This window comes from Alteromonas sp. ASW11-130 (genome assembly GCF_026183735.1).
Taxonomy (GTDB): Bacteria; Pseudomonadota; Gammaproteobacteria; order Enterobacterales; family Alteromonadaceae; genus Alteromonas.
Genome location: NZ_JAPFRE010000025.1, coordinates 14,027 through 37,926 on the forward strand (window position 1 = coordinate 14,027; position 23,900 = coordinate 37,926).

Below are 23,900 nucleotides of genomic sequence, written 5' to 3' on the forward strand. Positions count from 1 at the left end.
TTAGAGTAGTCATTTAAGATTTACCTCGGCTTTTAATTATTCTTTGTGCCTCATGCAGGTGAAATCCATAATCTGTTTTTAGTGGATGCTCTCTGTTGTCATCTCGTAGCTGTCAAAGAGAAAATGATTAGGTTGAAGGTGAAGTACGACCATAGCATTCCCAATAAATACAAGGCTCTCAGGTGGGTCTGCACAAATATTGAAAAAAAGCTTGCGGTAATACCTGTTTTCCCGCTACCAGCAGGACCAGTGAGGATAACTAAATCGACGTGAGGGTCAAGCAGCGCGTGGAGCGCCATGGCTTGACCAATGTTTTTAGGAGTAATGCCCCATGCATGCCTCCCCATTAGTCGCTCATAGCCGAGATCGAGTACTTCAAGTGTTTCAGGGTTTATTGCCTCTACAAGCCCAGCAAAGTGTTTACTTTCATCTAAAAGAAACTCATTGATAAACGCATTGGGAAGTAACTCACGAGAAACGGTATGGATAGTGTCACGGCCCTCGGCGCGGCTATCTACCGATTTAACCTTTTCCCAAAAATTGCCGTCGAAGATATGGTAGCCTTTAGATAGATACTTGATATCGCTAACTAATTGGTCAGTGCGGTAATCTTCCACATGCGCAAGACCTGCACCTTTCGCTTTCAGGCGCATATTCAAGTCTTTGGTTACCAATACCACCTGTCTTCGAGAAAACGTTTTTTGAAGATGCAAAGCAACATTAATAATACGGTTGTCATTTTCGTTGCTGGTAAAAACCTGTTGAGATTCTGCCATGTTCATGTCGGTGAAAATAGACAAAGAACCCGTCGGTTTATTTTCACCCGCGGCCAGCCCTTCCAAAGACACCCCATTTATCATATCTTCAGGGGTGGCATTATGCAGTAAGTCCTCCATGGAACGAATAGACACGCGTGCATCGCGGGCAACATCTTTTTTACTATCTTTAATGTAATCCAGCTCTTCTAACACTGTCATGGGGACGACAACATCATGTTCTTTGAAAGATAGGAAAGCGTGAGGTTCGTGTAGCAGTATATTGGTATCTAAGACGTAGATTTTGGTTTCAATAGGATTGTTTTTTGGCATCCGTCGCTCCGGTAATGTACACCAGGCCCGCTTAACAACTTGTGGACGAGCACTCATCAAAGTGACAGTGAGAGCGGTCGAACAGGACTACCACACTGACTCTTCGACTTACACTTTCACCTTAGTTCAGATTGAAAGCAGAATCACTTACTTTTTTTAACTTTACATAAAAAAATGCTTCCCCCTCTGAAAACACCTTAATTATCAGATACCTGCTTCTTACCCAATGTTCCCCATAAATGTGCAACCTATTTAAGAAAATGCGTTCTTTTTTCTTCGGCGGGCGGTGAACGGCTTGTTGTCTCATACATAGTGCCATTTTAATGAGGACTTTATATATGTCACGGTAGGGCGCATTATTGTTGTAATGAGAGCGATAGAAACCCGCGTTCATATGTATAACAGCGCACCCAATCAAAATAAATTGGACTTCACGTCGGCGGCAGGAGCAGCAACAAAGCTCTGGCTACAGACCGCTGAATAGAAATCTACAGCTGTGGATCTAGATTAAAAAGTATAGCGATCAATCGCTTCCCGCCAAAAGACGCAAAAAGCTATGGACTTCTCACGGCTGCTGGCTTTATAAGTAGGCGGTCAGTCTGTACAATACTGGCCCATTTCAGAACAAGCAGACACATCACCATGAAAAACGACGGGTTCCACGTGGGCCAACGCTGGCTAAGCAACACTGAGACTGAACTTGGCCTAGGCGCAATAATTAGTGTTGATTTTCGAACCGTGGAAATTTTTTTTCCGGCAACAGGCGAAACCCGTCGCTATGCAAAAAATGAAGCCCCACTAACGCGTCTTATTTACGCAGTGGGTGATCGTATCACTCATACTGACGAATGGCTGGCAACTGTCACCGAAGTAAATGAAAAGCAAGGCGTGCTCGTATATGAAGCTATTCGCGAAGATACGAAAGAATCGGTCACCATTTCAGAGGCGTTGCTCAGCCCTTTAGTGCAGTTAAATGAACCCGAACAGCGGCTATTTAACAATCAACTCGACTTACCCAAATGGTTTGATCTGCGTCTTCAAGCACTTGAGCACGACTACGCTTATCAACAGTCGTCTACTATCGGATTAGCAGGCGCACGCATAGAACTTATCCCCCACCAACTGCACATTGCTGCCGAAGTAGGCAAGCGCTATGCGCCGCGCGTTTTACTATCTGATGAAGTCGGGTTGGGTAAGACCATAGAGGCAGCATTAATCATACATCAACAGTTGCAAACTGGCCGCTCACAACGTGTATTGATTATTGTGCCTGACTCGCTGGTTCATCAGTGGCTAGTTGAAATGCTTCGTCGTGTAAATTTGCATTTTTCGGTGTTTGATCAAAGTCGCTGTGCCGCCTCTTCTGAAGATGGCACGAACCCATTTGACGATGAGCAGTTAGTTCTTTGTAGTTTGGACTTTCTGGTTCAACACCCACGACATCATCAACAGGCACTGGATTCAAACTGGGATATGTTGGTAGTAGATGAGGCGCACCATTTAGGCTGGTCTGAAGCAGCACCTTCCACTGAATATTCGCGGGTAGAAGCATTAGCCAACGCCATCCCTTCGGTACTATTGTTGACCGCCACACCTGACCAATTAGGGCATCAGAGTCACTTTGCTCGGTTGCGCTTGCTTGACCCGGCGCGTTTCGTTAGTTATGAGGCATTTCTTGCAGAAGAAGCGACTTATGCAAAAGTTGCAGAAGCTGTTACACCGTTACTCGAAGATGCCCCCCTTACTGAACAACATATCGAGGCGTTACAATCTCTTGCCCCAGATATAGCCATGGAAGCTGAAAGCCTTAAAACTGAACAAGAGCGGCTTGAACTGGCGCACAAAATGATTGATTTACACGGTACTGGGAGGATTTTATTCAGAAACCGTCGCGCCAATATTGAAGGGTTTCCTTCAAGAAAGCTTGATTCACAGCCTTTAAATTTGCCTATCGAATATGCGGATATTATTAATAGCGCAGAGCTCACCGATAAATTGTTCCCTGAACGTCACGCTTCGGTCGCGGAAGCGTGGGTAGACTTCGACCCGCGTGTTGAATGGTTGATGGCGTTTTTAACTTCTATTAAACCAGCGAAGGTGCTACTCATTTGTGCAAGTGCTACTACCGCCCAGCAGTTGGCTGAAGTTTTACGCACCAAATCAGGTATTCGGCATAGTGTTTTTCATGAAGGGATGAGTATCGTAGACCGCGACAAAGCCGCTCACTACTTTGCCGATCCAGAAGCGGGCGCGCAGGTATTATTGTGTAGTGAAATTGGCAGCGAAGGCCGCAATTTCCAATTTGCTCATCATTTGGTTTTATTCGATTTGCCATTAACCCCTGACTTACTTGAGCAGCGCATAGGTCGTTTGGATAGAATTGGCCAAACCCGCGATGTACAAATCCACGTTCCTTACCTTATAGGTTCAGCACAACAAGTACTTCTAGATTGGTATAATCAAGGGCTTGATGCCTTCTGCCATACCTGTCCTACCGGTTCGGGTGTGTTCGAAGAAGTGGCTGAACAGCTTCTTGCGGCATGTCACTCTCCCACCGATATTCAGCTTAGCGAACGACTGATAGCTGACTCGCAGCAACTGAATGCGTCATTAAAAAAACAACTGGACGAAGGCCGTGATCGGTTGCTCGAATTAAACGCATCGGGAACGGGTAAAGTCGATCCTTTACTGGAAGATATGGTCGCATTGGATACCTCACTTACGCTGGCAAATTTTATGAGCCGTGTATTTGACGCTATTGGTATCCATCAGGAAGAAAAAGGCCACGATTGTTTTATTCTTACGCCAACAGAATCAATGGTTAATCATCTTCCAGGCTTTGATCACGAAGGGATGACCGTTACCTATCGTCGGCGAGTCGCTACCACTTTGGAGCATGTGCACTTTTTGACCTGGGATCACCCTCTGGTACATAGTGCTATTGAATTAGTGCTTACTGAATTGCTGGGCAAAAGCAGCGTAGGTTTCATTGCTGATTCCACTAAGCCTGCCGGCATTTATTGGTTAGAATCCTTATTTGTACTCGAATGCAGTGCACCAAAAGCTCTGCAAGCAGGTCGCTATCTGCCGCCCACTCCTCTGCGTATTTGTTTGGATGCGAAAGGCCAGCCTGCGGAAATAAGTTTTGCCGATGTGCGCCCAGCCGGTAAAAAGGTTGCGCAGCAACTTGTGGGCGCGTTAAAAGCACAGCTTGAAACCCAGATAAGTCGAGTAACAGCTTTAGCCCATACACAGGCAAATAAAGTACTGCAAGGTGCACTGACAACGATGCGCGAAAGTTTGTCAGACCAAGCCGAGCGGTTACAATCCCTACAAAAACGGAACCCGGCGGTTCGTGATGAAGAAATTGAATTTGTTAATCAACAAATGACGGCGCTGGAAAAAGCGCTCACTTCGGCAGATGTCCGGTTGGATGCACTACGCGTGGTGGTAAATAACCCTTAATGGCCAATCCAGCATTTATCTATCGCCCCCCACAATCTCCTTATCTTGAGTTTCTTTACCAAGATAACGATATTGTGGTGGCGAATAAACCAAGCGGACTCCTAAGTGTTCCCGGGAAAGCCCCTGAACATTACGATTCTCTTATCTCACGTATCAATTGCGTTTTCCCCACCGCTACAGTGGTGCATCGTCTTGATATGGCGACATCTGGGGTAATAGTCTTAGCTTTAAATAAACCAGCCCACCGGCACTTATCCCGCCAATTTGAAACCAGACAAACCCGAAAGCGCTATTTCGCCCATGTCTGGGGTAGCATTCCCGACGACAAGGGTGAGATTGATTTACCCCTCATTTGCGACTGGCCAAATAGGCCGAAACAGAAGGTCGATTTCGATTCGGGTAAGCCAGCGGTGACCCGATACGAAGTTATTCAGCGATGCGAGAACAGAACTCTTGTCGCGCTTTACCCTATTACTGGGCGCTCTCATCAGCTACGGGTACATATGTTGTCGTTAGGTCACCCTATTTTAGGTGATCGATTATATGGTTCTGAACAAAGTCGTCAGGCAGCTACTCGATTACAATTACACGCCAATGTGCTGCAGCTGCGACACCCTGTCACTAACCAGCTTCACTCCTTCGAAAGCCCACTCCCCTTCAGCCATTTTACGCCTCCCCCTCTTGCGTTAAATGAGCAAGCCTAATTTCATGGACTATACTAGTAGCCTAAGCAATATCGCTTGCTAAGTGCTAAGTGCTAAGTGCTAATTCACGGTATTCATTTTTCAGTTTTTGATAGGCCAATTGGGAAACGATTTGGGGAAGCTGGTCCAAACACGTCGTGCGCTGCTTATCCTACGCCGTCATGTCGTGCGCTTAAGTGGCATCGTACTTATCACTTTTTTGTGTGGTCATTAGTGGGAAAGTTCACTCGCGCCTGATTAAGCGAAATAGGAGCTATCCCTATGTTAAACGAATACACGTACAGGAGCTAAGAGCGTGGCTCTATCGATGAACTACTGTACTCCTGAGTGAATAGGTATAGTACTCATATTTAACTTTTTTAATTTCAGGTCGATACACTAAGGGGCAGCGAAGTTGTAAGAGGTCAAGCATGAAAAAAGTGTGTATTCCTATTTTAGGTATAATGTTATCTGTGCTGTCATTCACGGTATTGGCGCAGGTAAGTACGTTATCCGAGGATTTGGAGAGGCGCTTTCATGCAGAAGAGCTTGAAAAGATTTTGGTCGGTGAATTAACGTTGTCGGTCATCCCGCAAAAGTCGGCTATCCCGTTATCTAGAGGGGTCGCCATTTTACTAGTGGACGCGGGCTATCAGGGCCTCAGACTTGCAGCCGCCCAACAATTAGCTAAACAACTTAACCAATGGGGTTGGCACACACTAATTGCACCATCTTTGCTTGATGTGTCGTTAGTGGCAACCGAAAGCTCTGAAAATACAATGATCCATCCTCGCAGCTCTAGTCAACAGGTTTGGTATGACTTCGATAAGACCAAGACACAACTATCCTTGCTGATTAATGCCTTATATAATCACGCATCCACTCATAAAGGGTTTAAAATAGTAGTCAGTCAGGGCATGACAGCGGCCCACCTCATCGAGCTCGCGGCCGAGAATCAAATTGCTTCCCCAGATAGTATGGTAGTCATTTCCCCCTTTTGGCCAGACAGAGGTAAAAATCTCGCCATTGGTGAATCACTTGCTCAAACTGAATTCCCAGTACTAGATATCAACCTTATTCAAAGTAATCTGTGGGACTCAAAAACGTATCGCCAACGGAGATTGGAGGCAGTCAACGCGCTCAAGCTACATTACCGACAGCGCTCTATTCATGCTGACCATTTTTCGTCGTACGCCTACCCTGAATCAATATCGCCGCAAATTACCCGTTTGAGTAAAGAAATTTATGGTTGGACGAGCTATCTCGGTTGGTAAATTCCGATAGCCTACTGCTTTAATCTGATACTTCAAAAAGGATCACAAAAATAATTTTTTTTGATTAAATTCATGTACCTGGTGTAACTTTGGGCCAAAAGCGGGAAAAAGTAGCAGAAAAGACTATACTTAACCCGAATTAGAATAAGACGGTTGTACTGTGAAAGTAATTTCTTTTATCGACGAAAAAGCCAAACAGTTATGTTTTTACCTGCGAGCTTTCTGGCAGGGCGATCTGCCGCATGCTGAATTGGAACTGTTTTTTTGGGATACGTTGGAAGAGTGGTCACAAGTAGATTATCAACTAGATCAACCTTACTCCCAAAAAGAACGGGTGTTCTGGCACCTACTACATCAAATTCATTTCTGGGCTGAAGAAAAGTTAGCTCACGATAACTATCTGGTCGAAGAATTAGCTAACTGTATCGTTTTTCTCGAAGGTAAAGGTATTTGTCCGTTTGATTGTGTGGGCATACGGCCATAAGCTCCGCCCGGTTATTGCACTCCGAATCAATTCATGATCCAATAGCGTCATTGCTATTTAAATAAGTTTCAACTTTTGCACGCATCTATCAGAGCATTTCTAGACCGGCGCCTACTTAGTGTGTTTATATTTGGCATTTCCAGCGGGTTTCCGTGGGTAATGATTGGTTCTGTATTATCTGCCTGGTTAAAAGACGAAGGGCTGTCCAGGGCTTCTATAGGTTTATTTGGTGCTATTTTTGCGGTTTATTCAGTTAATTTTTTATGGTCGGTATTTTTAGATAAAGTCCATCTGCCGTGGCTGGGTCTTCGACGAGGTTGGATAGTCACCATGCAAATAGCAGTTGCAGGGTGTTGCTATTTAATGTCTTTGCACAGCGCGCAAAGTGATCTGTTTTTGATTGCACTGACCGGTCTTTTTATCGCTATTTTCTCTGCCACCCAAGACATTGCTATTGATGCTTACCGCATTGATATTATTGATGAAAATGAGAAAGAAAAGCTTTCAGCCGGTTCATCTATGGCCACCGCAGGCTGGTGGACTGGTTATGGGGGATTAGGAGCAATACCGTTTTTCATGGCTGACCTGAATGATTGGAACTGGCCTGAAGTGTATGTGGTGCTGGCGGCCATAATGATAGTACTTTCAATAGCCACCCTATTCGCAAAAGAACCCAAAGTGGATAACACTGCTACGTTAGCTGCGGCAGAACGACGTTACCAAGCACAATTAAACAAGCATAGTGGTAACACTATGCTATCGCGCATTACGGCTTGGTTACTTTCTGCTATCATCGAACCATTCCGCGAATTTTTTCATCGAAACGGCGTAAAGCTCGCGCTCTCACTGTTACTATTTATTTTTCTTTTTAAAATTGGCGAAGCATTCTTAGGACGCATGAGCATCGTTTTTTACAAGGAAATTGGTTTTTCTAACTCGGACATTGGCACGCTGTCAAAACTGTTAAATTGGTGGGTAACTATCGTATTTTCAATAGTCGGTGGTATGGTTAATATTCGTTATGGTATTTATCGCGGGTTAATGATCGCTGGTATTGCTATGGCCAGCAGCAATCTGATGTTTGCCTGGATAGCGCAAGTGGGGCCTGATAAAACGCTGTTCGCCGCCACCGTTATTGTTGATGGTTTCACAGCAGCGTGGAGCACCGTGGCCATGGTGGCCTTCATATCGCTTTTATGTAATCGATCGTTCAGCGCATCACAATATGCGTTAATGGCTTCACTAAGCGTAATGGGGAGAACCTTGGTAGCTTCTTCTAGTGGCTTTGTGGTAGACGGCCTTGATGGTAACTGGAGTCTATTTTTTATTATAACAGCGCTGATGGTGATCCCAAGCTTACTGTTTTTACGCACCATAAAACATGATATTCAACGACTCGAAGCCAAACCTTTGGTAAATAAATAGAGGGTTAATCAGGTAGGTTTTTAGCGATGATCTGGTTTCGACCACTGACCTTTGCATCATACAACGCTTGGTCAGCTAGCTCTAACCACTCCATCGCTGATTGGCAATGATCTCCGTATTCCGATAATCCCAAGCTAACAGTAAATGAAATATTGTTACCGTCGTGTGCAACTGTCGTAGCCTCAGCTGCTGAGCGAATTCGTTCTGCCACGGTGTGCGCATTCTTTGCATCCGTGTCGGTCAGTACGATTGCAAATTCTTCCCCCCCATAACGTCCCGCTAAATCCGTTTCACGGACGGAACATTTGATCACATTCGCTAAAGCTTGAATCACCCTATCGCCAGCCTGGTGCCCATAGGTATCATTAACTTTTTTGAAATGGTCGATGTCGAGCATCATTGCAGTAACAGGCTTATCGCGACGTTTGGCCAACTTAAACTTCATGTCAAACCGTTCCTGCCAATAGCGTCTATTGTATAGGCCTGTTAAACCATCAATTCGGCTCATAATTTTTAATTCTTCGTTTAAACGCTCAACTCGCCTTTTACTGAGTGCTTGATCCGTAACGTCGTATATCATTAAACACATTTTTTCTACATTTCCAGAAGGTGAAGTCAGCGGAAACATAGTAACGTTTTGAAACATAAACTCGGAGTCAGATGTAATGGGTCGATTGCTGCCAAACTTGAACAAATATGGACGTTGCTCCCATATTAAAAATACCGGCGACGATAAAGTAAACACTGGATCAGCTTTGGCTCGCAACCATTTTTCGTCTATTTCAGGAAAGTGCTCAAATAATGAGGTTCCACAGATACCACTGGGTAAAATATCTGAGTGGTTTTCCATAAACTGGTTCCACACTTCCACAACAAAATCGTGGTTAAGAACAATTATTCCCACTTCAATAGAACTTAATAGATGGTGCTGCCAGTGCATCTGAGCTAATTCGCTATTAGTCATGCATTATCCTCCGTGATATCGACCAGACGAGTGTAGATTTTTTCCATTGAACAATCAGGAAACAGTAATAATAAATCAAAGCTGATGTCACGACTCTTGATCGAGTAGGCGATTTCTACTGCCATTATTTTCGTCCACCGAGAAATTGAATCACTTAGCAAAGAGTCCAATCCTCTATTCCTTCCCAATAAGATAGGATGGCTATGACTAAAACTCACATTTAGCTGAGTCGACAACGCATTCAGGCATGCGCCAATTAGGATATTGGATACGTCCATCAAGGCTTCCAGCTGTAACAGCTCATTCCCTTCATCCTCGTATTTCAGCATCTTAACCATATCTGACGTATTTGAATCGCTAAAAATTACCAGCGCTTCCCCATTAATGCCTGCGCTTACAAACCCTTTCGATACAGCCGAGACACTGTCGCTATGATTGATTTCTGCTATGGCCATGTGAAGTTCATTCGATTCAATCACATTTACATTGGGTATGGGCAGATCGATAAATTCATTAAGTAATTTCGCCAGATTTTCACCAGCGCGGCCCATCGCGACGTTAACCAGTTCCCGATACGCATCTAGCCGTTCATCTTGGGTGGCGGCACGGGTTATCTTCGCGCCGTCTCTGCGGTTTGATGCGGTCGCTTCCCCATCGTAGATGCCATATTGTTTTAAGAGCGTCATTAATTTCGCGTTATCAATAGGCTTGCGAATAAAATCCAATGCTCCCATCGACACCATACGTTCTCTAGCCTCTGGCTGCACATCTCCCGAGACTACAATGACGAGGCAGGGTAAATCATCTTTGCGAATGGCTTCCATTGTTTGATAACCATCCATGATCGGCATATTTAGATCAAGAAACATTATGTCGCCTTTACCTTGCCGGATACATTCTATTGCCTCCTGTCCATTTTCGGCATAAGTGATAGTTACATCCCAACCATCAGGGATTGAGCGCGCCATCTGCTTGCGCGCAAACCCTGAGTCATCACATATTAGAATTGGCGTAGTCATAACGTTATCATGATCCTTTTATTATTATTATATCGCTACTGGCGCCTTAATGGGGGGATGGGCCTGGTAGTCGGTTAGTGTAAAGTCATCATACGTAAAGCTAAAAATATCTTTTACATCAGAATTTAATATCATTTTTGGTCGAGCAAAAGGTTCACGACTCAATTGCTCCTCGGTTTGACTAAGATGATTCAAATATAGATGAGCATCTCCCAAGGTGTGAACAAAGTCACCTAATTTTAAATCACAAACCTGCGCAATCATCATAGTCAATAAAGCATAGCTGGCGATATTGAAAGGCACTCCAAGAAAAACGTCGCCGCTGCGTTGGTATAGTTGGCAGGACAATTTGCCATCTAATACATAAAACTGAAACATAGTATGGCAGGGCGGCAACGCTTGTTTGCCCATCGCAGCGTTTTCTTTAGGTGAATACTGGGTATCGGGTAATACGGCGGGGTTCCAGGCACTCACGATTAATCGACGTGAATCTGGATTAGACTTAATTTCCTCAATAACCGCTTTGATCTGATCCACACTATTGCCATCACTTGTATCCCAGCTGCGCCATTGCTTACCGTACACCGGCCCAAGCTCCCCCTCATCGGTAGCCCATTCGTCCCAGATGGAAACACCATTTTCCTTCAAATAAGCAATATTGGTTTCACCTTTTAAAAACCATAATAATTCATAAATAATTGACTTGAGATGGCACTTTTTAGTGGTGACGAGTGGAAAACCCTCTGCCAGATTAAAGCGCATTTGGTACCCAAAAATGCTCAGGGTCCCGGTACCCGTCCGATCATCTTTTTTAAAACCATGCTCTTTTACATGGCGCATAAGCGCTAAATACTCTTTCATAATTACTTCGCCTGCTCTACCGCGGGTGGATATTCCCCTTTTTTGTACGCCCTGAACATTAGGAACAAGCCAGCTAAGATCATAGGCAAGCAAAGAAGTTGCCCTTGGCTTAACCCAAGTTGATACAATCCTATATGCGCATCCGGTTCGCGGAAAAACTCGATAATAAAACGGAATACGCCATAGCCGAGCAAAAATAATCCACCTACAGCGCCCACCGGACGGGGTTTCGCTGAATAAATCCAAAGGATTGCGAATAATACTACCCCTTCCAGTGCAAATTCGTATAACTGCGATGGATGTCGTGGCTCTGGTCCAGCATCTGGAAAAATAACAGCCCAAGGCACGTCAGTAGTACGTCCCCATAATTCGGCATTTAAAAAGTTACCAATGCGCCCGGCTCCTAGCCCGATTGGAACTAATGGGGCAACAAAATCGCCGACTTGCAGAAGCGATGCTTTCATCCGTCTTGCTTGGATAACAATAGCAACTATCACCCCCAGTAACCCCCCGTGAAAGGACATTCCACCGGTCCAAATCTTAAATAAATAAAGAGGATCTTCTAAAAACAAACCAAACTGATAGAAGAGAACATATCCTATGCGGCCCCCTAAGATTACACCCAAGAACCCCCAAAATAGCAGATCGCTAAGCTGGTCTTTGTTCCACGGCGTCCGCTCCAACCGTTTATGCGCCAAAACGTAGGCGGCGACAAAGCCTATCAAGTACATTAGCCCGTACCACCGTACACTTAATGGCCCGACGCTGAAAATTACAGGATCTATGCTTGGAAATACCAGATAACTGCTTACTGACATGTTTTAATTCATTCCTACAATCATTCGAATGCTGACTAAGATCAATAACCCTGCCAGCAGCTTTTTTAATAATTCAGTATCCACTTTTTGGCCCACGCGTGCACCTACACCAGCGGTAAAAATAGATGTAGCTACAATACCAAATGTTGCTGGCAGGTACACGTACCCAAGCGTAAATGAAGGCAAATCGGGTGATCCTAGACCCGCAACAATAAAGCTCATCGTACCAAAAACCGCCACCACCAAACCGCAAAACGAGGCACAACCAATTGCTTGACGCATGTTCACCTGAAACCAGGTTAACGCTGGTACTAACAACACTCCCCCACCGATGCCCATTAATGCACTGAAAAAGCCACTCCCCGCACCAATATAACTCAACGTTAGGCGCGAAGCTTGGTGAGATGAAGTAGAACGTTTGCCGAATATCATTTGTAACGCAATCAATATCATCATCACCGCAAATACGTTTTTCAACAATGCGCCTGAAATACTACTAGCCACCTGCGCCCCTAAAATGGCACCAAACGAAATACCTACACCACTCCAAATAACAATGTTGCGTTTTAAGTTTCCCAACTTATAGTGCGCACGGGCTGAAGAATAGCCAGTAAAAATGATGGCTGACAACGATGTCGCTATCGCCATAGGCATTGCCAGTTCAAGCGGTAACCCAATGACACTCATCAATAGGTAGGTAAGAGCGGGTACAATAATTAAACCGCCACCAATACCAAACATGCCAGCCAGAAAACCCACGATCAACCCGATCACCAAACAACTGACAAATATTATGGCTGTTGAATCCATGCAACTTCCAATCTGAAAAATGTGCGCTTAGCCTACCACAAATTGGTGACCTGACGAGCGGGATTTATCCGCCGGCTCGGATCAATCCACCTAAACCTTTTTGTTCTAAAAACTCATTTATGTGTTGGAAAACATCTTCGTGGGTGGTGGACGTCAGCGCACAGGAGAGTAATCGCTTACTTTCTTGCAAAGTTACATTCCTTATAAGCCAATTTACTTTTCTTAGGTTGTACGCATTCATGCTCAGATTGCGATACCCCATTCCCATCAATAGAATTGCGCCCCCGGGCTCGCCAGCAATTTCTCCGCAGACTGTCACCGGGACACGGAAATTATCGGCTTGCTTAACGATATCGTATAAGGCACTTAACACGGCAGGGTGATAGCTATTGTATAAATTTGCCACCCGCGAATTATTGCGATCCACTGCCAATAGATATTGGGTCAGGTCGTTGCTGCCAACCGAGAAAAAATCGACACACTTTGCCAATTGAGGTAATTGATAGAGTACGGAAGGTACTTCCAGCATAATGCCGATTTGGGGCTTCGTAAGGACAAGTTTCTGGCCTTTTATTTCGTCGCCGATTTCGTAGAATGCTTGGTCAATGAGACGCTTAGCTTCTTTAACTTCCCCTACGGAGGTGATCATCGGTAACATAATTCGAAGATTATTCAGCCCAAGGCTGGCACGCAGCATGGCCCGAACCTGAACTAAAAAAATCTCCGGATGGTCTAGTGTCAAACGAATGCCGCGCCAACCTAAAAAAGGATTTTCTTCACTAATGGGAAAATAAGGTAAGGGTTTGTCGCCGCCCACATCTAGTGTGCGCATGGTGATAGGTTGAGTAGGTGAAGACTCAAGAATTTGTCGGTATAGTGCCACCTGCTCTTGTTCAGAAGGAAAACGCTCCCGTATCATGAAAGGAATTTCTGTGCGATAAAGTCCGATACCCGTGCTTTGTGAATTCCCTGCCATTTCAATCTCAGTAGACAGCCCTGCATTCATATAGAGTGACATTCGCCAACCGTCAGGACTTTCAGCAGGCCTATCTTCTGCTTCTGCAATTCGCTCTGCCAGCACCTGTTCTTCTTGAATAAGCTGTAGAAATTCAGCCCGAATGGCGGGCGAAGGCGCTACGATAACCTCCCCAGCATAACCATCTAGCAGAATTTCTTTTTCATCGAGTAAACCAGGCGAAACATTCTGACATCCCATCACCGCCGGGACCCCCATCGCTCTGGCCAGAATTGCTGCATGGGAATTGTTAGAGCCTCGCACTGACACTATCCCTTTTAGAAAATGGGAAGGGAATTCAGCGAGCATAGAAGCAGACACTTCCACCGCAATAAGAATGCTGTCTTCTTGCGGTACCTTACGTTCGAGTGTATGGCCTTTTACTGTGATAAGAATGTTGGTCAGAATGCGGTTTGATAAATCGATAATATCAATCGCCCGCTCTTGCATATACGGGTCTTCCATATTCTGAAAACGGGCAGCATAATCTTCAACCACCATTTTCAGTGACGACGCCGCATCCCAACCTTGATGAATCTTTGCCTCGACTTCTCTACCTAGACTGCTCGCATCTAATAAGTGGTGATAAAGTTGAAATATTGATTTAACATCGTCCGGAATGCCTTCATCTAATCCGTCGGACAAGGAATCCACTTCTTTGCGTGTCGCTTCTACTCCAGTGCGATAAGCTTTGATCTCGTCAATATCGCCGCGCGCTTTTCTGGCCACCCAATTGCGCAAATCTACTTTAGTATCAAACGCAAAACCTTTGCCTACCGCAAGTCCTGGAGACCCCGCCACACCGCGCACATTTTTTTGCCGTGGCGCTGAGTCTACCGATGTATTGCTTAAGGCCCCGCGAATATCTGCGTTCGTGATTTCCAGTGCAACCTGCGCGGCCAGCGTGACTAAAAATGCTTCCTCATCTTCACTAAAGCGACGCATCTCACCTTGTTGCATGGTAATGACGCCTAGCACTCGCCGCTGATGAATGATAGGAGTACCTAAAAATGCGTGATAATTTTCTTCTTTAACTTCAGGATAGTGTTTGAAGCGGGGGTGAGATGGCGCGTTTTCGATATTTAACGGCTCTTCCCTTTGCCCTACCAACCCGATGAGTCCTTCAGAAAATCCTATTCGTACTAAGTCAACAGAATCACGGGCAAGGCCGTCTGTGGCTTTTAGTACAAATTCCTGATTTTCGTAGTCGGCCAAATATATTGAACACGAGTCCACATCAGTGGTTTCTTTTACCCGTGTAGTCAGGCGAAACAATGCTTCATCAAGCACAGGAATTTGGATCATTTCCTGCACGATTCGCTTGAGTGTTGTAAGCATATTACCGCTTTGCATTGTTGCCACCTTGTGTTGCCTTAACGGCTACATAACTTATCCACTTCTTCGTTTTTTACGGGATCGCTTGTGATGAGTAGCCTGAGCCCGTCCTGGGGCCATCACCACAGGACAGAACTCCTTCATCACCCGTCTATATACATCGCGTTTAAATGACACCACGTTGCGGATGGGATACCAATAACTGACCCAACGCCAGTCGTCAAATTCAGGGTGACCTGTTTTAAGTACATCCACATCTTTCTCGGGGCACTCCAGCTGCAGTAAAAACCATTTCTGTTTCTGGCCAATACAAACTGGATTACTTCCTTGCCTGATCAAACGTTTTGGTAACTTGTAACGCAACCAATTTCGCGTTACCCCCTGCACAGAGACATCTTCAGGGTTCAACCCTACCTCTTCGTGCAACTCCCGATACATAGCTTCTTCTGCAGTTTCCCCTTCATCAATTCCGCCTTGTGGAAACTGCCATGAATGCTGACCATAACGCCTTGCCCAAAATACTTGTCCGATTCTGTTGCAAATCACTATGCCCACATTCGCACGGAATCCATCGGCATCTATCACTCAGACTCCCGGGCACGATAAACTTTTCTATTTCTGCATTCTTCCATAAACTATAGCCCTTTCAAAGTATTAATATTTTTCTAGCGCAAAAAGGGCCATATATCTGTGAATCCACCTACTACACCTCCCGCAAATACCGACGATTTGATGGCGCGGTGTCAACAAATAGCTGGGCTGTCATTAGGTGAATTAGCCTCGCTAGCGAAGATTAACATTCCGCCTGACTTCAAGCGTCATAAGGGCTGGACGGGTCAGTTGATCGAAACTTGGCTAGGAGCAAGCGCCGGCTCTAAACCTACCCAAGACTTCCCTGAGCTAGGAATCGAATTAAAAACCATCCCAATCAATTCAGCAGGTGAACCACTCGAAACAACTTACGCATGTTATGCACAATTACTCATTCCTCCCGGAACCACGTGGGAGAATTGCAATGTGCGTAATAAACTTTCTCAGGTGCTATGGGTTCCGGTTGAAGGTGAAAGACAAATTCCGGTCGCTCAACGACGCATAGCTATGCCTGTGTTATGGAAGCCCACCCCAGAACAGGATGCGGCCCTTAAGCATGACTGGGAAGAAATTACCGAAATGATTATACTGGGAGAAGTGGAAAGAATAACGGCACGGCATGGAATAGTTATGCAATTGCGCCCAAAAGCGGCCGATGGCAGTGTATTGACCGAGGCTTTTGGTCCTGAGGGGGAGAAAATCAAAACGCGCCCCCGTGGATTTTATCTACGCAAAGAATTCACCCGTCAGATTTTGCTAGAAGCGTTTTCATAGATGCGTTTACAACCCTTTTTTAAAGCCACGAATTACGTGTGTATCGGGTATAGAAGTAATGCAATGGATTTTTATAAACCCGCTTAACCTTACATAGCATGAAATAGAGACGAGAGAACAGCTCGGACGGCTACACCTTACCAGGTGAAGGCTAGCAATTCTGCACCTGGTTTTAGCCCTAAATGGTATACTTATGGCGAACATAAAAGTGAGCCAGGTTAATGTCAACTTACCAATCGAGACTATATTTTTTATTCGCTTCATACGCTTCGACTTCTAACGGGGCGTTTTCGTATCCGTATGTAGCTAAATCTGAAAAGTGTTGAGTAATTACGCTGTCAAGACTGGCTTTTTCGATTTGCCGCACGTGAACTAACTCATGTGCAAGTTTCGGCCTATTTAATTCATAACCATTTCGAATATAAATCGAATAGCCAAACGCTTGCGCATCATTGGTTATACCTTCACCAATAAAGCCAAGCGTTTTTAGCGCAAAGTTTTCCCGAGGAAAGGGAACTTGGTCTACGTATACCAACCTTACTTTTTCCGGATGTTGAAGGCCCACTTCAAAGGCTAGCTTCAGTTGCTTTTGATTGAGTGGAATACCTGTTTCTCCCCCTTTCTCATCCGTTTCATATGCCCATTGGATATACTGGGGTAACAGCACACTGGAAATAATTTTCTCGTGGAAAAACACTAACGCTATCACCGTCAAAACCATGGCCAAAATAAGTGATTTTACAACTTTCACACGTTTACAAAACTCCTTTTAAATACGTTATAAGTTCGCCTGTTAAATTGAATTCAAACGTTCGCATATTGGAACCACTCCTAGCAGCAAATTCGCTGCAAGGAATGCTCTTTGTTGGCTGGGGGCAGCTAATTAGGTTTTCGAATGTTGCTATATGTCATTTTACGTCGGATGACTGCTAGCTTTAGGAATATCGCTTTTAAACACTAAGACGATGAGAAATATAAGAGCAACCGGCGGAATAAATGCGGTAACAAATGCGATCACTGCGGTAATACCAGGAGTTTGCGTTTTCCGTTTACCCAAATAATAACCCAGGCCTGCCATGACACACGCCAGAACTACGATGATTAGGCCTAATAATGTCGCATTGATAGTCAAACTAAAATTCCTTTTATAATATGCCGTTTACACATCAAAGCATTCCACCCACTGTGCGATGCCAATGTATTTAAGCCTAAGCGATAACTGAGGTCAAACGCTATTAAATTAGCCAGCAGCCATACCGGGCGCACTTGCAACTGCCATGCTTTTAGATGTTGTGTAATACGACCTCCTCAAACTGTCTGCCAAGATGACGTCCTATTTTGAAGTTACTTAACTGCCTGCGTCACCAGTCCAAACTTAGCTTCTGAGGTCATAATCCATTGGCTGTAGCGCTTACGAAGAACGCTGCCTTCCCTTTGTTATCCACCTGCAACAGCCAATACGAAAATACTTACTTATTTCGCTTTAACGGAAATAATCCAAACCAGAAGGCGCCCTCTAAGATGAAGCCCAATGCAACGAATATAAACATACCTGTTTGATTACCAAAACTATATGAAGATATGGCAGCCAGCAATAGTACGAAAGTAAAAATGTAACGATAAATAGACTTCATACACTTTTTTCCTTTGATTGCGTCGTCGTTAGTCGCCCCTGCTAATGAAGGTATCGTAAATAAACGAAGGAGACGCTATGTTATCTTCACCCTCAGAACTATAATTATTGAAGGTAGCTTCAGCGCTTTATGTGTAAATAAGCTCCATTAATCTAATGGGAAAAGCTCGAAATCGACAAATCGTTCCCATTTTTTGAACCATTGATCAAATAACTTTTCGTCATTTGACTCCATGAGTTGAAAACAAATGTTCTTCTCAGTATTTACCCACGAGTTCAAATAGTATAAACCGTCGGGGAACTGCCTCCCTTTTTCGTTGTACACTCTGTAATTTTCTTCCATCAACCCTTCTTTAAAATTCTCCACAACCATATATTTTTTCAAAACATTTCCTTATTTAAAAACTGGTAACTTTGCATACTCTTCTTCGAATCCAATAATTCTACTGCCTGTTACAGAAGTTTTACCCTGAACTTGAAAAGAAATAGCGATAAACATAGCTAAGATAATTATTGTATTCGTTCAATGCCATCGTATTGCAACGACTTAACTATTAAATAAACATTCCATTCCAAACGCGAAGCGCCTCGCTGTAGGGTTCCAAAAGATTTAAGGGGCCGGGGCGACAGCGTTGCCATCCTACTTTTGCGCGTTCTCTATTTCTGTAACGGTAAAAGACACTGACGTGATTTTCCAGTCCGCGCCAACTTTAACTAAGCTCCATGATTCTGTACCCCACGCTTTCTTAATTCCGCTTTCATGATCGCTGTAATCGAAGTGGACGCTACCTAGATACCCGTCTGTCTGAACTTTTATATTCCACATTTTTTCTTCTTGCGGTTCCTCACCTTCCAACATAGTAACGGGCGGTCCGAATTTGCCAAAATCTACAACAGAAGGATAGTTAGGTTTATGCGCACGTTTTTTATCTAACATTTCCTTGCTGAAGACAGCAATAAAAGGAACATCTTCATCGAAAAAGAGTGAGCTAAACGCTTCTTTGTCTTTATTGATTATACTAACGCGAAACTTCTCAACTAATTCTCTGATTTGGGCTTCCGAAGTAGACATTGGGGTTGCCATAGATTGAAGAGTAAATAATGTGGTAACTACACAGAATAAAGATCCTTTTCTCATTTTAATTCTCTAATTTTGAAGTTATGCACCACCGTATTAAGAGCACGGTGGCGTTGTGCTTTAATAACGAAACACTGGTTATTACAGTCCGCTTTCTACCATTTCTTTGATAATGCGTGCTTTGACAAAATGATCTAGCCGGTGTGTTTGAATCCACCATGTGGCCATTTCCATTAGTAATTCTGGATTATCGTTCTTATTTGCAAAGAATGCATAAAAAGATAATCCCACATTATTCCCTTTGGCTGCTATTTTAGCGTTGCATACGGAAACTATTTTTTCTCTAAGTATCTGCCTCATGGCGTTTATTTAACTCCGTTTAACTTATTACGAAAAGCTAAGCAAATTTTAAAGTTATATTATTTTGATTGTATCCATCTAATATCTTCTGTATTTGAATTAATACCACAATTCCCCGTGCCACTTACTTTTATATTTGATTTACTTCGTTGAGCCGCCAAAAATGTAGCGAACATCGTTTTCCCTATTTCTGTATTAATATTAAATGAATAATCATAACCATTACTATTATTCGCACAGGGTGTGGAGTTATTAAAACTCATATCGACGTGAATTGTAGCTCCAGTTGCTGGGCCAAATTCCATTTTTATAACAGTTCCCTCTTGGGGCGTAGCCCAAACAATAGGTGAAAGAGCCAGTAAAGATAATACTTTAAATTTCATATGTATCCTTCGTATTGATAACGTAACCTGTGACTAAAATTTACCCAATCTTTATACTTTTTTAGAGCAATTGCCGCTGCCTATGTTCGTCGCTTAAGGTGTAAATCTGCTAGTGAATGTTCCTGCTTAGCGCGTTAATGGATTTATTATCCGCTTTTAGTACTTAGGCACATAAGGATGCTAATGCCTGCAAAGAGCAGCAAAGAGAAATGTTTACCCTTTGTGAGATATGCAGCGCGGTGAGCACTAAGTGTAAAAAAAGCACTAATAGTGTTCAATCTAGCCAAAGGCGAATATTGCTGAAACAGCAAGAATCCTGCAAAACCGAACCATGCCAAAGATGTGTTGTGCCAGGCAAACCGGCGTGTGCTCTTGATGAATTCATAGCTTCCCACCATAGGTGGAAGATTGTCTCGCCTAAAAAGACGTATTGGAATATTGCACTCACCCAAAATAGAGCGAGTAAAATCACTGAGCGTTAATAGAGCGGCAGTCATCTCCATCCTCCTTGGTCGTTAACTTTTATCTTATCCCGACTTTCGCGAGCCCTTTTTGAGTAATCGTTCTGAGACTGATATGCCTCACATCAAAACATACGCCCAACTTACCTCTTCATAACTACCATAGCATTTTTCTGTGCCTACGATATCCACTCTTTTCTCACTCGCCTTGCTAGCTAAAAAACCGCTGTATAAAGCGTCATAATTTGGGTGTGAATTAACCAAATGCCACTTGTCAGAACTCGAGCAAGAACTACCTGTCGAGTCAGTCCATATTTCGATATAGTCGGCTTTGACAATGAGTTTTGTAATTTTAGTTGGAGCACTTCGGCCTGCGTAAGAGTAGGCCGAAAACGCTAAAATAATTAAACCAATTACCAATTTTCTCATCTTTCTTTATCCTTTCCAGATAGTTTATTCAAAGCCGCATAACCGCGGCCGGTCAAGGGCGTCCGGTAGAGAGATCTTGTCTCGGAACAGACTGAATGGATTTGCCAGGCATTTCTTCAAAAGATGGACGCTGTTGTACCGATTGATTCGCCATAGCTTCTTGATGATCGATGGGTTGCAGCGGGCAACAAAATCTATGCCGCCTGCAACAATAAACCATTGCAGATAACTCTATCCACAATTGGCTCCAGTAGCACAGAAGGCTCAAAGTACTCTTTACGTCGGAGCGTGCATTTTGACCTGTTACCGCCCCTTACAAGAGCGCAGCGACGCCGCAAATGATTGTGAAGTACCGCGAACAACACGCCTAACTAAAGGCGCAATGAAATAATAGCTAAACACATTGCGTTTTTGTCCCCACAGCTACCCGCGGGTGCGTTTTAAACATTTTTATTATGCGCTTACCTTCTAAGTCGAACATACCTTATTGGAAAACCATCATGATTATCATCGCAACTGTCTACGCCGCTATCACTTACAAATTCTAGAACCACCGGTTCATTAGACAGGTAAGCTGCTAAAAGCATACTAAATTGACGCTGATGCATTTCATTCATCGCATCTCCACCATAACTTAATCTTGCATAGCCCTGCATATTCTCAAGTACTACTTGGGTTTCTTCTATTGTTGCCCTAGTTATAAGATCTTTAATCTTTCCTGAACAATAATGAAACCCAGCATTACTGGACGAACTAAACAATATAGCCAAACCCAACAAAAACCTTTTCATAAATTTCCTTTTAAATTATTAACGCTGTTGGTATATCACTTTTCACTTTCCCCTAAACCGCCCTCGTTGGGGGGGTAAATTTTATTATTCCTAAACCTAACCTAACTTGTCTAGTAGTAAAAGAAAATCATGAAAGAGGCCCAAGCCTAGACAACCTCGAAAGAGTGAATTGTTTGTACTGAATTTAAAAAAAGCATGGAAAAAAGAGATGAATAGCCAGCGAGACTAAGCTCGAAACCATAGTTACCCTAGCTAATTAAAGGCGTTCCCGTTGGTTTGGTCGACCGCACCCTTACCGGTTTCTTTTATTGGGAAAAATAGGGTTGGTGTATTACCTTTTGCTAAAACACAACCAAACAGCGCTTCAATCGCTTAGCAGCGCTGCGTATTTACTACAAATGATTGGTTGGTTAGTGCTTACTTCAACCCTACCGATATAAGCGAGCAGGGTGTATTGACAATACCAGGGCAATGTTGAGCGGGTGTATCATTGTTTGTGTAGTAAATCCATACTTCGCCTCCGGTAGTTTTCGCTGTCAATAACGCCGAAATTAACTCGTTATTGTTATTGGGTACACCAATATAACCATTGGTGCACACATCTACAGGCACTATGTCTGTCTTAAAGCATGTAACTCCCGAGTTCGCAGCATCGGCCGCACCGTTCACAAAGATAGATTCAATTTTAGCACCGTCAAATTTTCTCAATTCACAGTGCGCTTTGAGGGAGATAGATAATAAAGTTATTATTAAAATTAAATTTAGGTGCATATACTTCCTTAGTACTTGTGATTAATGAGCAGTAACGCAGCGACGAGGATATCGCGCGCGTCTTCGTATTACTTGCCCCCCTCGGGCGAATTTATGCGCTTGCTATTCACGTATTTTCACTTTCCACGGAGGGTTTAAGCGGTTTTCACCAGCCCAGTAGAGTTTGATTTTGTTACCGGAAGGGTCTCTTAGGGTAGCCTCTTTCCAAAGGTAACGTTGCTCCGTGGGTGGTTGGTCAAACTGAATGCCTTTTTGAGATAAGTTTTTGTAAAGCTCATCAAGGTTTTCATGTTCGAAGTAGATTACCGAGTTATATTGACACTCTTCATCTTCTAGTAATAAAGAAAATGTAGCGTGTCCATCTGGGCACGAAAACCTCGCGTAATGAGGTGTGTCTACAATTTGCGTTAAGCCAAGCTTTAAATAAAAGCTAACAGCCTTATCCATATTTTTTACTGGCAAAGTAACCTGATTAAGCTCCATTTAACCTCCTTGCGTATAACTTTCAGCTAACGTGAAGTAACTGAATGGCGCAACATGCAAAGCAAGGCGTTGCGTATCTCTCTCAACGAACTGAGTGAGCGACTAAGTGAAGCGCCACATCTGGCTTGATGAACGCATATAACAGCCTTAACCATTTGATTCTCAACTACTTTACTATGTCCGGTAAAATATCAGCCAAATAACGTGGGAATGGTGCCTCGAAAACGATGCAACTGAGTCACTGTATAGATTCGAACGTGCAACATCGTACCCTCCATTATCGATGGAACCAACGACCAGTAAAAAACAGACTCACACGCTACTAGGTTTGTCGGCAATACCCACTGCGGCTATGAAAATAAAGCCAACGCGATGCTCGAGCGTTCACGCACCCGACCGACCGATTGCGGCACTCTCAGCTGCCACCTTGATGTCTTCGAGATCCTGATCGATAATTTTGCGAAGTGACGTTTTCGCCATCCATCCAGTCAACATCCACATAATCCTCGCCATGAAGGTTTGGGGATTGCAGCTGAAGCTCATACTCAACCGTGTTCCACCTGGTGTTAATTCGAGCTCGATCCTCGAAACGTAAATTGATCCATGACTCTCGGCCCGAGATTCATAGAACGAAGGAGCGCTAGCGTCAGTTATCCACATGACCTCGATAGCATCCCGGCCCATCCATTCACGCGTTTCCTTCCACTTTGTTCCAATGATAGATGACGCATCAGAAGCCTCGAGAATTTCAATATTTTTGATGCCCGAGATTACAGATGCAGCGTTCCGAATGTCTGAGACTATCCTCCAAACTGCATCACGGCTTTCAGCTATATCGATCGTGCGCTTCGCGATCAATGGCATGCTTTATCACTCCCTTTGCTCGTACCAAAAAATAGCCATGA

At 43.9% G+C, this 23,900-nt stretch carries 25 protein-coding genes and 1 pseudogene; 6 read left to right on the plus strand and 20 right to left on the minus strand.

Translation table 11 applies throughout. From position 1 onward, the window contains the following. Positions 1-224 precede the first annotated feature (224 nt). Positions 225-1,088: pseudogene (locus OPS28_RS08500) on the minus strand (PIN domain-containing protein); the annotation flags it as partial. Between the two features lie 642 nt (positions 1,089-1,730). Here OPS28_RS08500 and rapA point away from each other — a divergent pair. From rapA to OPS28_RS08525, 5 genes are all read left to right on the plus strand, one after another. Further along, positions 1,731-4,553, plus strand: a complete 2,823-nt coding sequence (gene rapA / locus OPS28_RS08505; RefSeq protein ID WP_265609030.1) for an RNA polymerase-associated protein RapA — start codon at positions 1,731-1,733, stop codon at positions 4,551-4,553. Beyond that, complete coding sequence (rluA, locus tag OPS28_RS08510) at positions 4,553-5,257, plus strand: bifunctional tRNA pseudouridine(32) synthase/23S rRNA pseudouridine(746) synthase RluA (RefSeq protein WP_265609031.1); 705 nt, start codon at positions 4,553-4,555, stop codon at positions 5,255-5,257. The genes rapA and rluA overlap by 1 nt, the downstream gene beginning before the upstream one ends. A 410-nt stretch (positions 5,258-5,667) precedes the next feature. Further along, the gene (locus OPS28_RS08515) at positions 5,668-6,510 is read left to right on the plus strand and encodes a DUF3530 family protein (RefSeq protein ID WP_265609032.1); all 843 of its coding nucleotides are present in this window, start codon (positions 5,668-5,670) and stop codon (positions 6,508-6,510) included. A 160-nt stretch (positions 6,511-6,670) separates the two neighbouring features. Continuing rightward, the gene (locus OPS28_RS08520) at positions 6,671-6,994 is read left to right on the plus strand and encodes a hypothetical protein (RefSeq protein WP_265609033.1); all 324 of its coding nucleotides are present in this window, start codon (positions 6,671-6,673) and stop codon (positions 6,992-6,994) included. Positions 6,995-7,069: 75 nt separating this feature from the next. Then, on the plus strand, positions 7,070-8,419 hold the full coding sequence (locus OPS28_RS08525; protein WP_265609034.1) for an AmpG family muropeptide MFS transporter: 1,350 nt from the start codon (positions 7,070-7,072) through the stop codon (positions 8,417-8,419). A 4-nt stretch (positions 8,420-8,423) separates the two neighbouring features. Here the strand turns inward: OPS28_RS08525 and OPS28_RS08530 are convergent, their stop codons facing one another. The 7 genes from OPS28_RS08530 to rppH form a co-directional block, all read right to left on the minus strand. After that, positions 8,424-9,383: a sensor domain-containing diguanylate cyclase gene (locus tag OPS28_RS08530; RefSeq protein ID WP_265609035.1), complete on the minus strand. Its 960-nt coding sequence runs from the start codon at positions 9,381-9,383 to the stop codon at positions 8,424-8,426. Beyond that, positions 9,380-10,402: a response regulator gene (locus OPS28_RS08535; protein ID WP_265609036.1), complete on the minus strand. Its 1,023-nt coding sequence runs from the start codon at positions 10,400-10,402 to the stop codon at positions 9,380-9,382. The genes OPS28_RS08530 and OPS28_RS08535 overlap by 4 nt, the downstream gene beginning before the upstream one ends. A gap of 27 nt (positions 10,403-10,429) precedes the next feature. Beyond that, positions 10,430-11,263, minus strand: coding sequence for a thymidylate synthase (locus OPS28_RS08540; protein ID WP_265609037.1), 834 nt, complete (start codon positions 11,261-11,263; stop codon positions 10,430-10,432). A gap of 2 nt (positions 11,264-11,265) precedes the next feature. Beyond that, positions 11,266-12,081 (minus strand): prolipoprotein diacylglyceryl transferase, encoded by an 816-nt coding sequence (gene lgt / locus OPS28_RS08545; protein WP_265609038.1) that lies wholly within the window; start codon positions 12,079-12,081, stop codon positions 11,266-11,268. A gap of 3 nt (positions 12,082-12,084) precedes the next feature. Next, on the minus strand, positions 12,085-12,891 hold the full coding sequence (locus OPS28_RS08550; protein ID WP_265609039.1) for a sulfite exporter TauE/SafE family protein: 807 nt from the start codon (positions 12,889-12,891) through the stop codon (positions 12,085-12,087). A 64-nt stretch (positions 12,892-12,955) separates the two neighbouring features. Next, a complete protein-coding gene (ptsP, locus tag OPS28_RS08555) occupies positions 12,956-15,244 on the minus strand; it encodes a phosphoenolpyruvate--protein phosphotransferase (protein ID WP_265609148.1) in 2,289 nt (762 codons plus the stop codon). Between the two features lie 51 nt (positions 15,245-15,295). Next, positions 15,296-15,826 (minus strand): RNA pyrophosphohydrolase, encoded by a 531-nt coding sequence (gene rppH / locus OPS28_RS08560; RefSeq protein WP_265609040.1) that lies wholly within the window; start codon positions 15,824-15,826, stop codon positions 15,296-15,298. A gap of 105 nt (positions 15,827-15,931) precedes the next feature. On the opposite strand from rppH, the gene mutH reads away from it, so the two are divergent. Next, a complete protein-coding gene (gene mutH, locus OPS28_RS08565) occupies positions 15,932-16,606 on the plus strand; it encodes a DNA mismatch repair endonuclease MutH (protein ID WP_265609041.1) in 675 nt (224 codons plus the stop codon). Between the two features lie 229 nt (positions 16,607-16,835). Here the strand turns inward: mutH and OPS28_RS08570 are convergent, their stop codons facing one another. From OPS28_RS08570 to OPS28_RS08625, 12 genes are all read right to left on the minus strand, one after another. Next, entirely contained in the window at positions 16,836-17,357 is a 522-nt protein-coding gene (locus tag OPS28_RS08570) for a hypothetical protein (RefSeq protein WP_265609042.1), read from the minus strand. Between the two features lie 162 nt (positions 17,358-17,519). Beyond that, positions 17,520-17,738: a hypothetical protein gene (locus tag OPS28_RS08575; protein ID WP_265609043.1), complete on the minus strand. Its 219-nt coding sequence runs from the start codon at positions 17,736-17,738 to the stop codon at positions 17,520-17,522. Between the two features lie 337 nt (positions 17,739-18,075). After that, positions 18,076-18,240, minus strand: coding sequence for a hypothetical protein (locus tag OPS28_RS08580; protein ID WP_265609044.1), 165 nt, complete (start codon positions 18,238-18,240; stop codon positions 18,076-18,078). Between the two features lie 147 nt (positions 18,241-18,387). After that, a complete protein-coding gene (locus tag OPS28_RS08585; protein ID WP_265609045.1) occupies positions 18,388-18,624 on the minus strand; it encodes a DUF3303 domain-containing protein in 237 nt (78 codons plus the stop codon). A gap of 255 nt (positions 18,625-18,879) precedes the next feature. Then, the gene (locus tag OPS28_RS08590) at positions 18,880-19,377 is read right to left on the minus strand and encodes a hypothetical protein (RefSeq protein WP_265609046.1); all 498 of its coding nucleotides are present in this window, start codon (positions 19,375-19,377) and stop codon (positions 18,880-18,882) included. Positions 19,378-19,458: 81 nt separating this feature from the next. Continuing rightward, positions 19,459-19,677, minus strand: a complete 219-nt coding sequence (locus OPS28_RS08595) for a DUF6500 family protein (RefSeq protein WP_265609047.1) — start codon at positions 19,675-19,677, stop codon at positions 19,459-19,461. A gap of 59 nt (positions 19,678-19,736) precedes the next feature. After that, positions 19,737-20,060, minus strand: a complete 324-nt coding sequence (locus OPS28_RS08600) for a hypothetical protein (protein ID WP_265609048.1) — start codon at positions 20,058-20,060, stop codon at positions 19,737-19,739. A 581-nt stretch (positions 20,061-20,641) separates the two neighbouring features. Further along, positions 20,642-20,950, minus strand: a complete 309-nt coding sequence (locus tag OPS28_RS08605) for a hypothetical protein (protein ID WP_265609049.1) — start codon at positions 20,948-20,950, stop codon at positions 20,642-20,644. Between the two features lie 461 nt (positions 20,951-21,411). Then, positions 21,412-21,741: a hypothetical protein gene (locus OPS28_RS08610; RefSeq protein ID WP_265609050.1), complete on the minus strand. Its 330-nt coding sequence runs from the start codon at positions 21,739-21,741 to the stop codon at positions 21,412-21,414. A gap of 417 nt (positions 21,742-22,158) precedes the next feature. Then, complete coding sequence (locus OPS28_RS08615) at positions 22,159-22,512, minus strand: hypothetical protein (RefSeq protein ID WP_265609051.1); 354 nt, start codon at positions 22,510-22,512, stop codon at positions 22,159-22,161. A 102-nt stretch (positions 22,513-22,614) separates the two neighbouring features. Next, positions 22,615-22,995: a VOC family protein gene (locus OPS28_RS08620; protein WP_265609052.1), complete on the minus strand. Its 381-nt coding sequence runs from the start codon at positions 22,993-22,995 to the stop codon at positions 22,615-22,617. 384 nt (positions 22,996-23,379) lie between these two features. Next, positions 23,380-23,859 (minus strand): SRPBCC family protein, encoded by a 480-nt coding sequence (locus tag OPS28_RS08625; RefSeq protein WP_265609053.1) that lies wholly within the window; start codon positions 23,857-23,859, stop codon positions 23,380-23,382. Between the last annotated feature and the right edge of the window lie 41 nt (positions 23,860-23,900).

Bases quoted from the DNA above. Each gene is read 5' to 3' on its own strand.
- OPS28_RS08610 (WP_265609050.1), bottom strand. From the start codon at position 21,741: ATGAAAAGGTTTTTGTTGGGTTTGGCTATATTGTTTAGTTCGTCCAGT.
- OPS28_RS08595 (WP_265609047.1), bottom strand. From the start codon at position 19,677: ATGAGGCAGATACTTAGAGAAAAAATAGTTTCCGTATGCAACGCTAAA.
- OPS28_RS08535 (WP_265609036.1), bottom strand. From the start codon at position 10,402: ATGACTACGCCAATTCTAATATGTGATGACTCAGGGTTTGCGCGCAAG.
- OPS28_RS08615 (WP_265609051.1), bottom strand. From the start codon at position 22,512: ATGCACCTAAATTTAATTTTAATAATAACTTTATTATCTATCTCCCTC.
- rluA (WP_265609031.1), top strand. From the start codon at position 4,553: ATGGCCAATCCAGCATTTATCTATCGCCCCCCACAATCTCCTTATCTT.
- OPS28_RS08530 (WP_265609035.1), bottom strand. From the start codon at position 9,383: ATGACTAATAGCGAATTAGCTCAGATGCACTGGCAGCACCATCTATTA.
- OPS28_RS08625 (WP_265609053.1), bottom strand. From the start codon at position 23,859: ATGCCATTGATCGCGAAGCGCACGATCGATATAGCTGAAAGCCGTGAT.
- lgt (WP_265609038.1), bottom strand. From the start codon at position 12,081: ATGTCAGTAAGCAGTTATCTGGTATTTCCAAGCATAGATCCTGTAATT.
- OPS28_RS08590 (WP_265609046.1), bottom strand. From the start codon at position 19,377: ATGAGAAAAGGATCTTTATTCTGTGTAGTTACCACATTATTTACTCTT.
- rapA (WP_265609030.1), top strand. From the start codon at position 1,731: ATGAAAAACGACGGGTTCCACGTGGGCCAACGCTGGCTAAGCAACACT.
- OPS28_RS08550 (WP_265609039.1), bottom strand. From the start codon at position 12,891: ATGGATTCAACAGCCATAATATTTGTCAGTTGTTTGGTGATCGGGTTG.
- ptsP (WP_265609148.1), bottom strand. From the start codon at position 15,244: ATGCTTACAACACTCAAGCGAATCGTGCAGGAAATGATCCAAATTCCT.
- OPS28_RS08515 (WP_265609032.1), top strand. From the start codon at position 5,668: ATGAAAAAAGTGTGTATTCCTATTTTAGGTATAATGTTATCTGTGCTG.
- OPS28_RS08600 (WP_265609048.1), bottom strand. From the start codon at position 20,060: ATGAAATTTAAAGTATTATCTTTACTGGCTCTTTCACCTATTGTTTGG.
- OPS28_RS08540 (WP_265609037.1), bottom strand. From the start codon at position 11,263: ATGAAAGAGTATTTAGCGCTTATGCGCCATGTAAAAGAGCATGGTTTT.
- OPS28_RS08620 (WP_265609052.1), bottom strand. From the start codon at position 22,995: ATGGAGCTTAATCAGGTTACTTTGCCAGTAAAAAATATGGATAAGGCT.
- OPS28_RS08580 (WP_265609044.1), bottom strand. From the start codon at position 18,240: ATGAAGTCTATTTATCGTTACATTTTTACTTTCGTACTATTGCTGGCT.
- OPS28_RS08605 (WP_265609049.1), bottom strand. From the start codon at position 20,950: ATGAGAAAATTGGTAATTGGTTTAATTATTTTAGCGTTTTCGGCCTAC.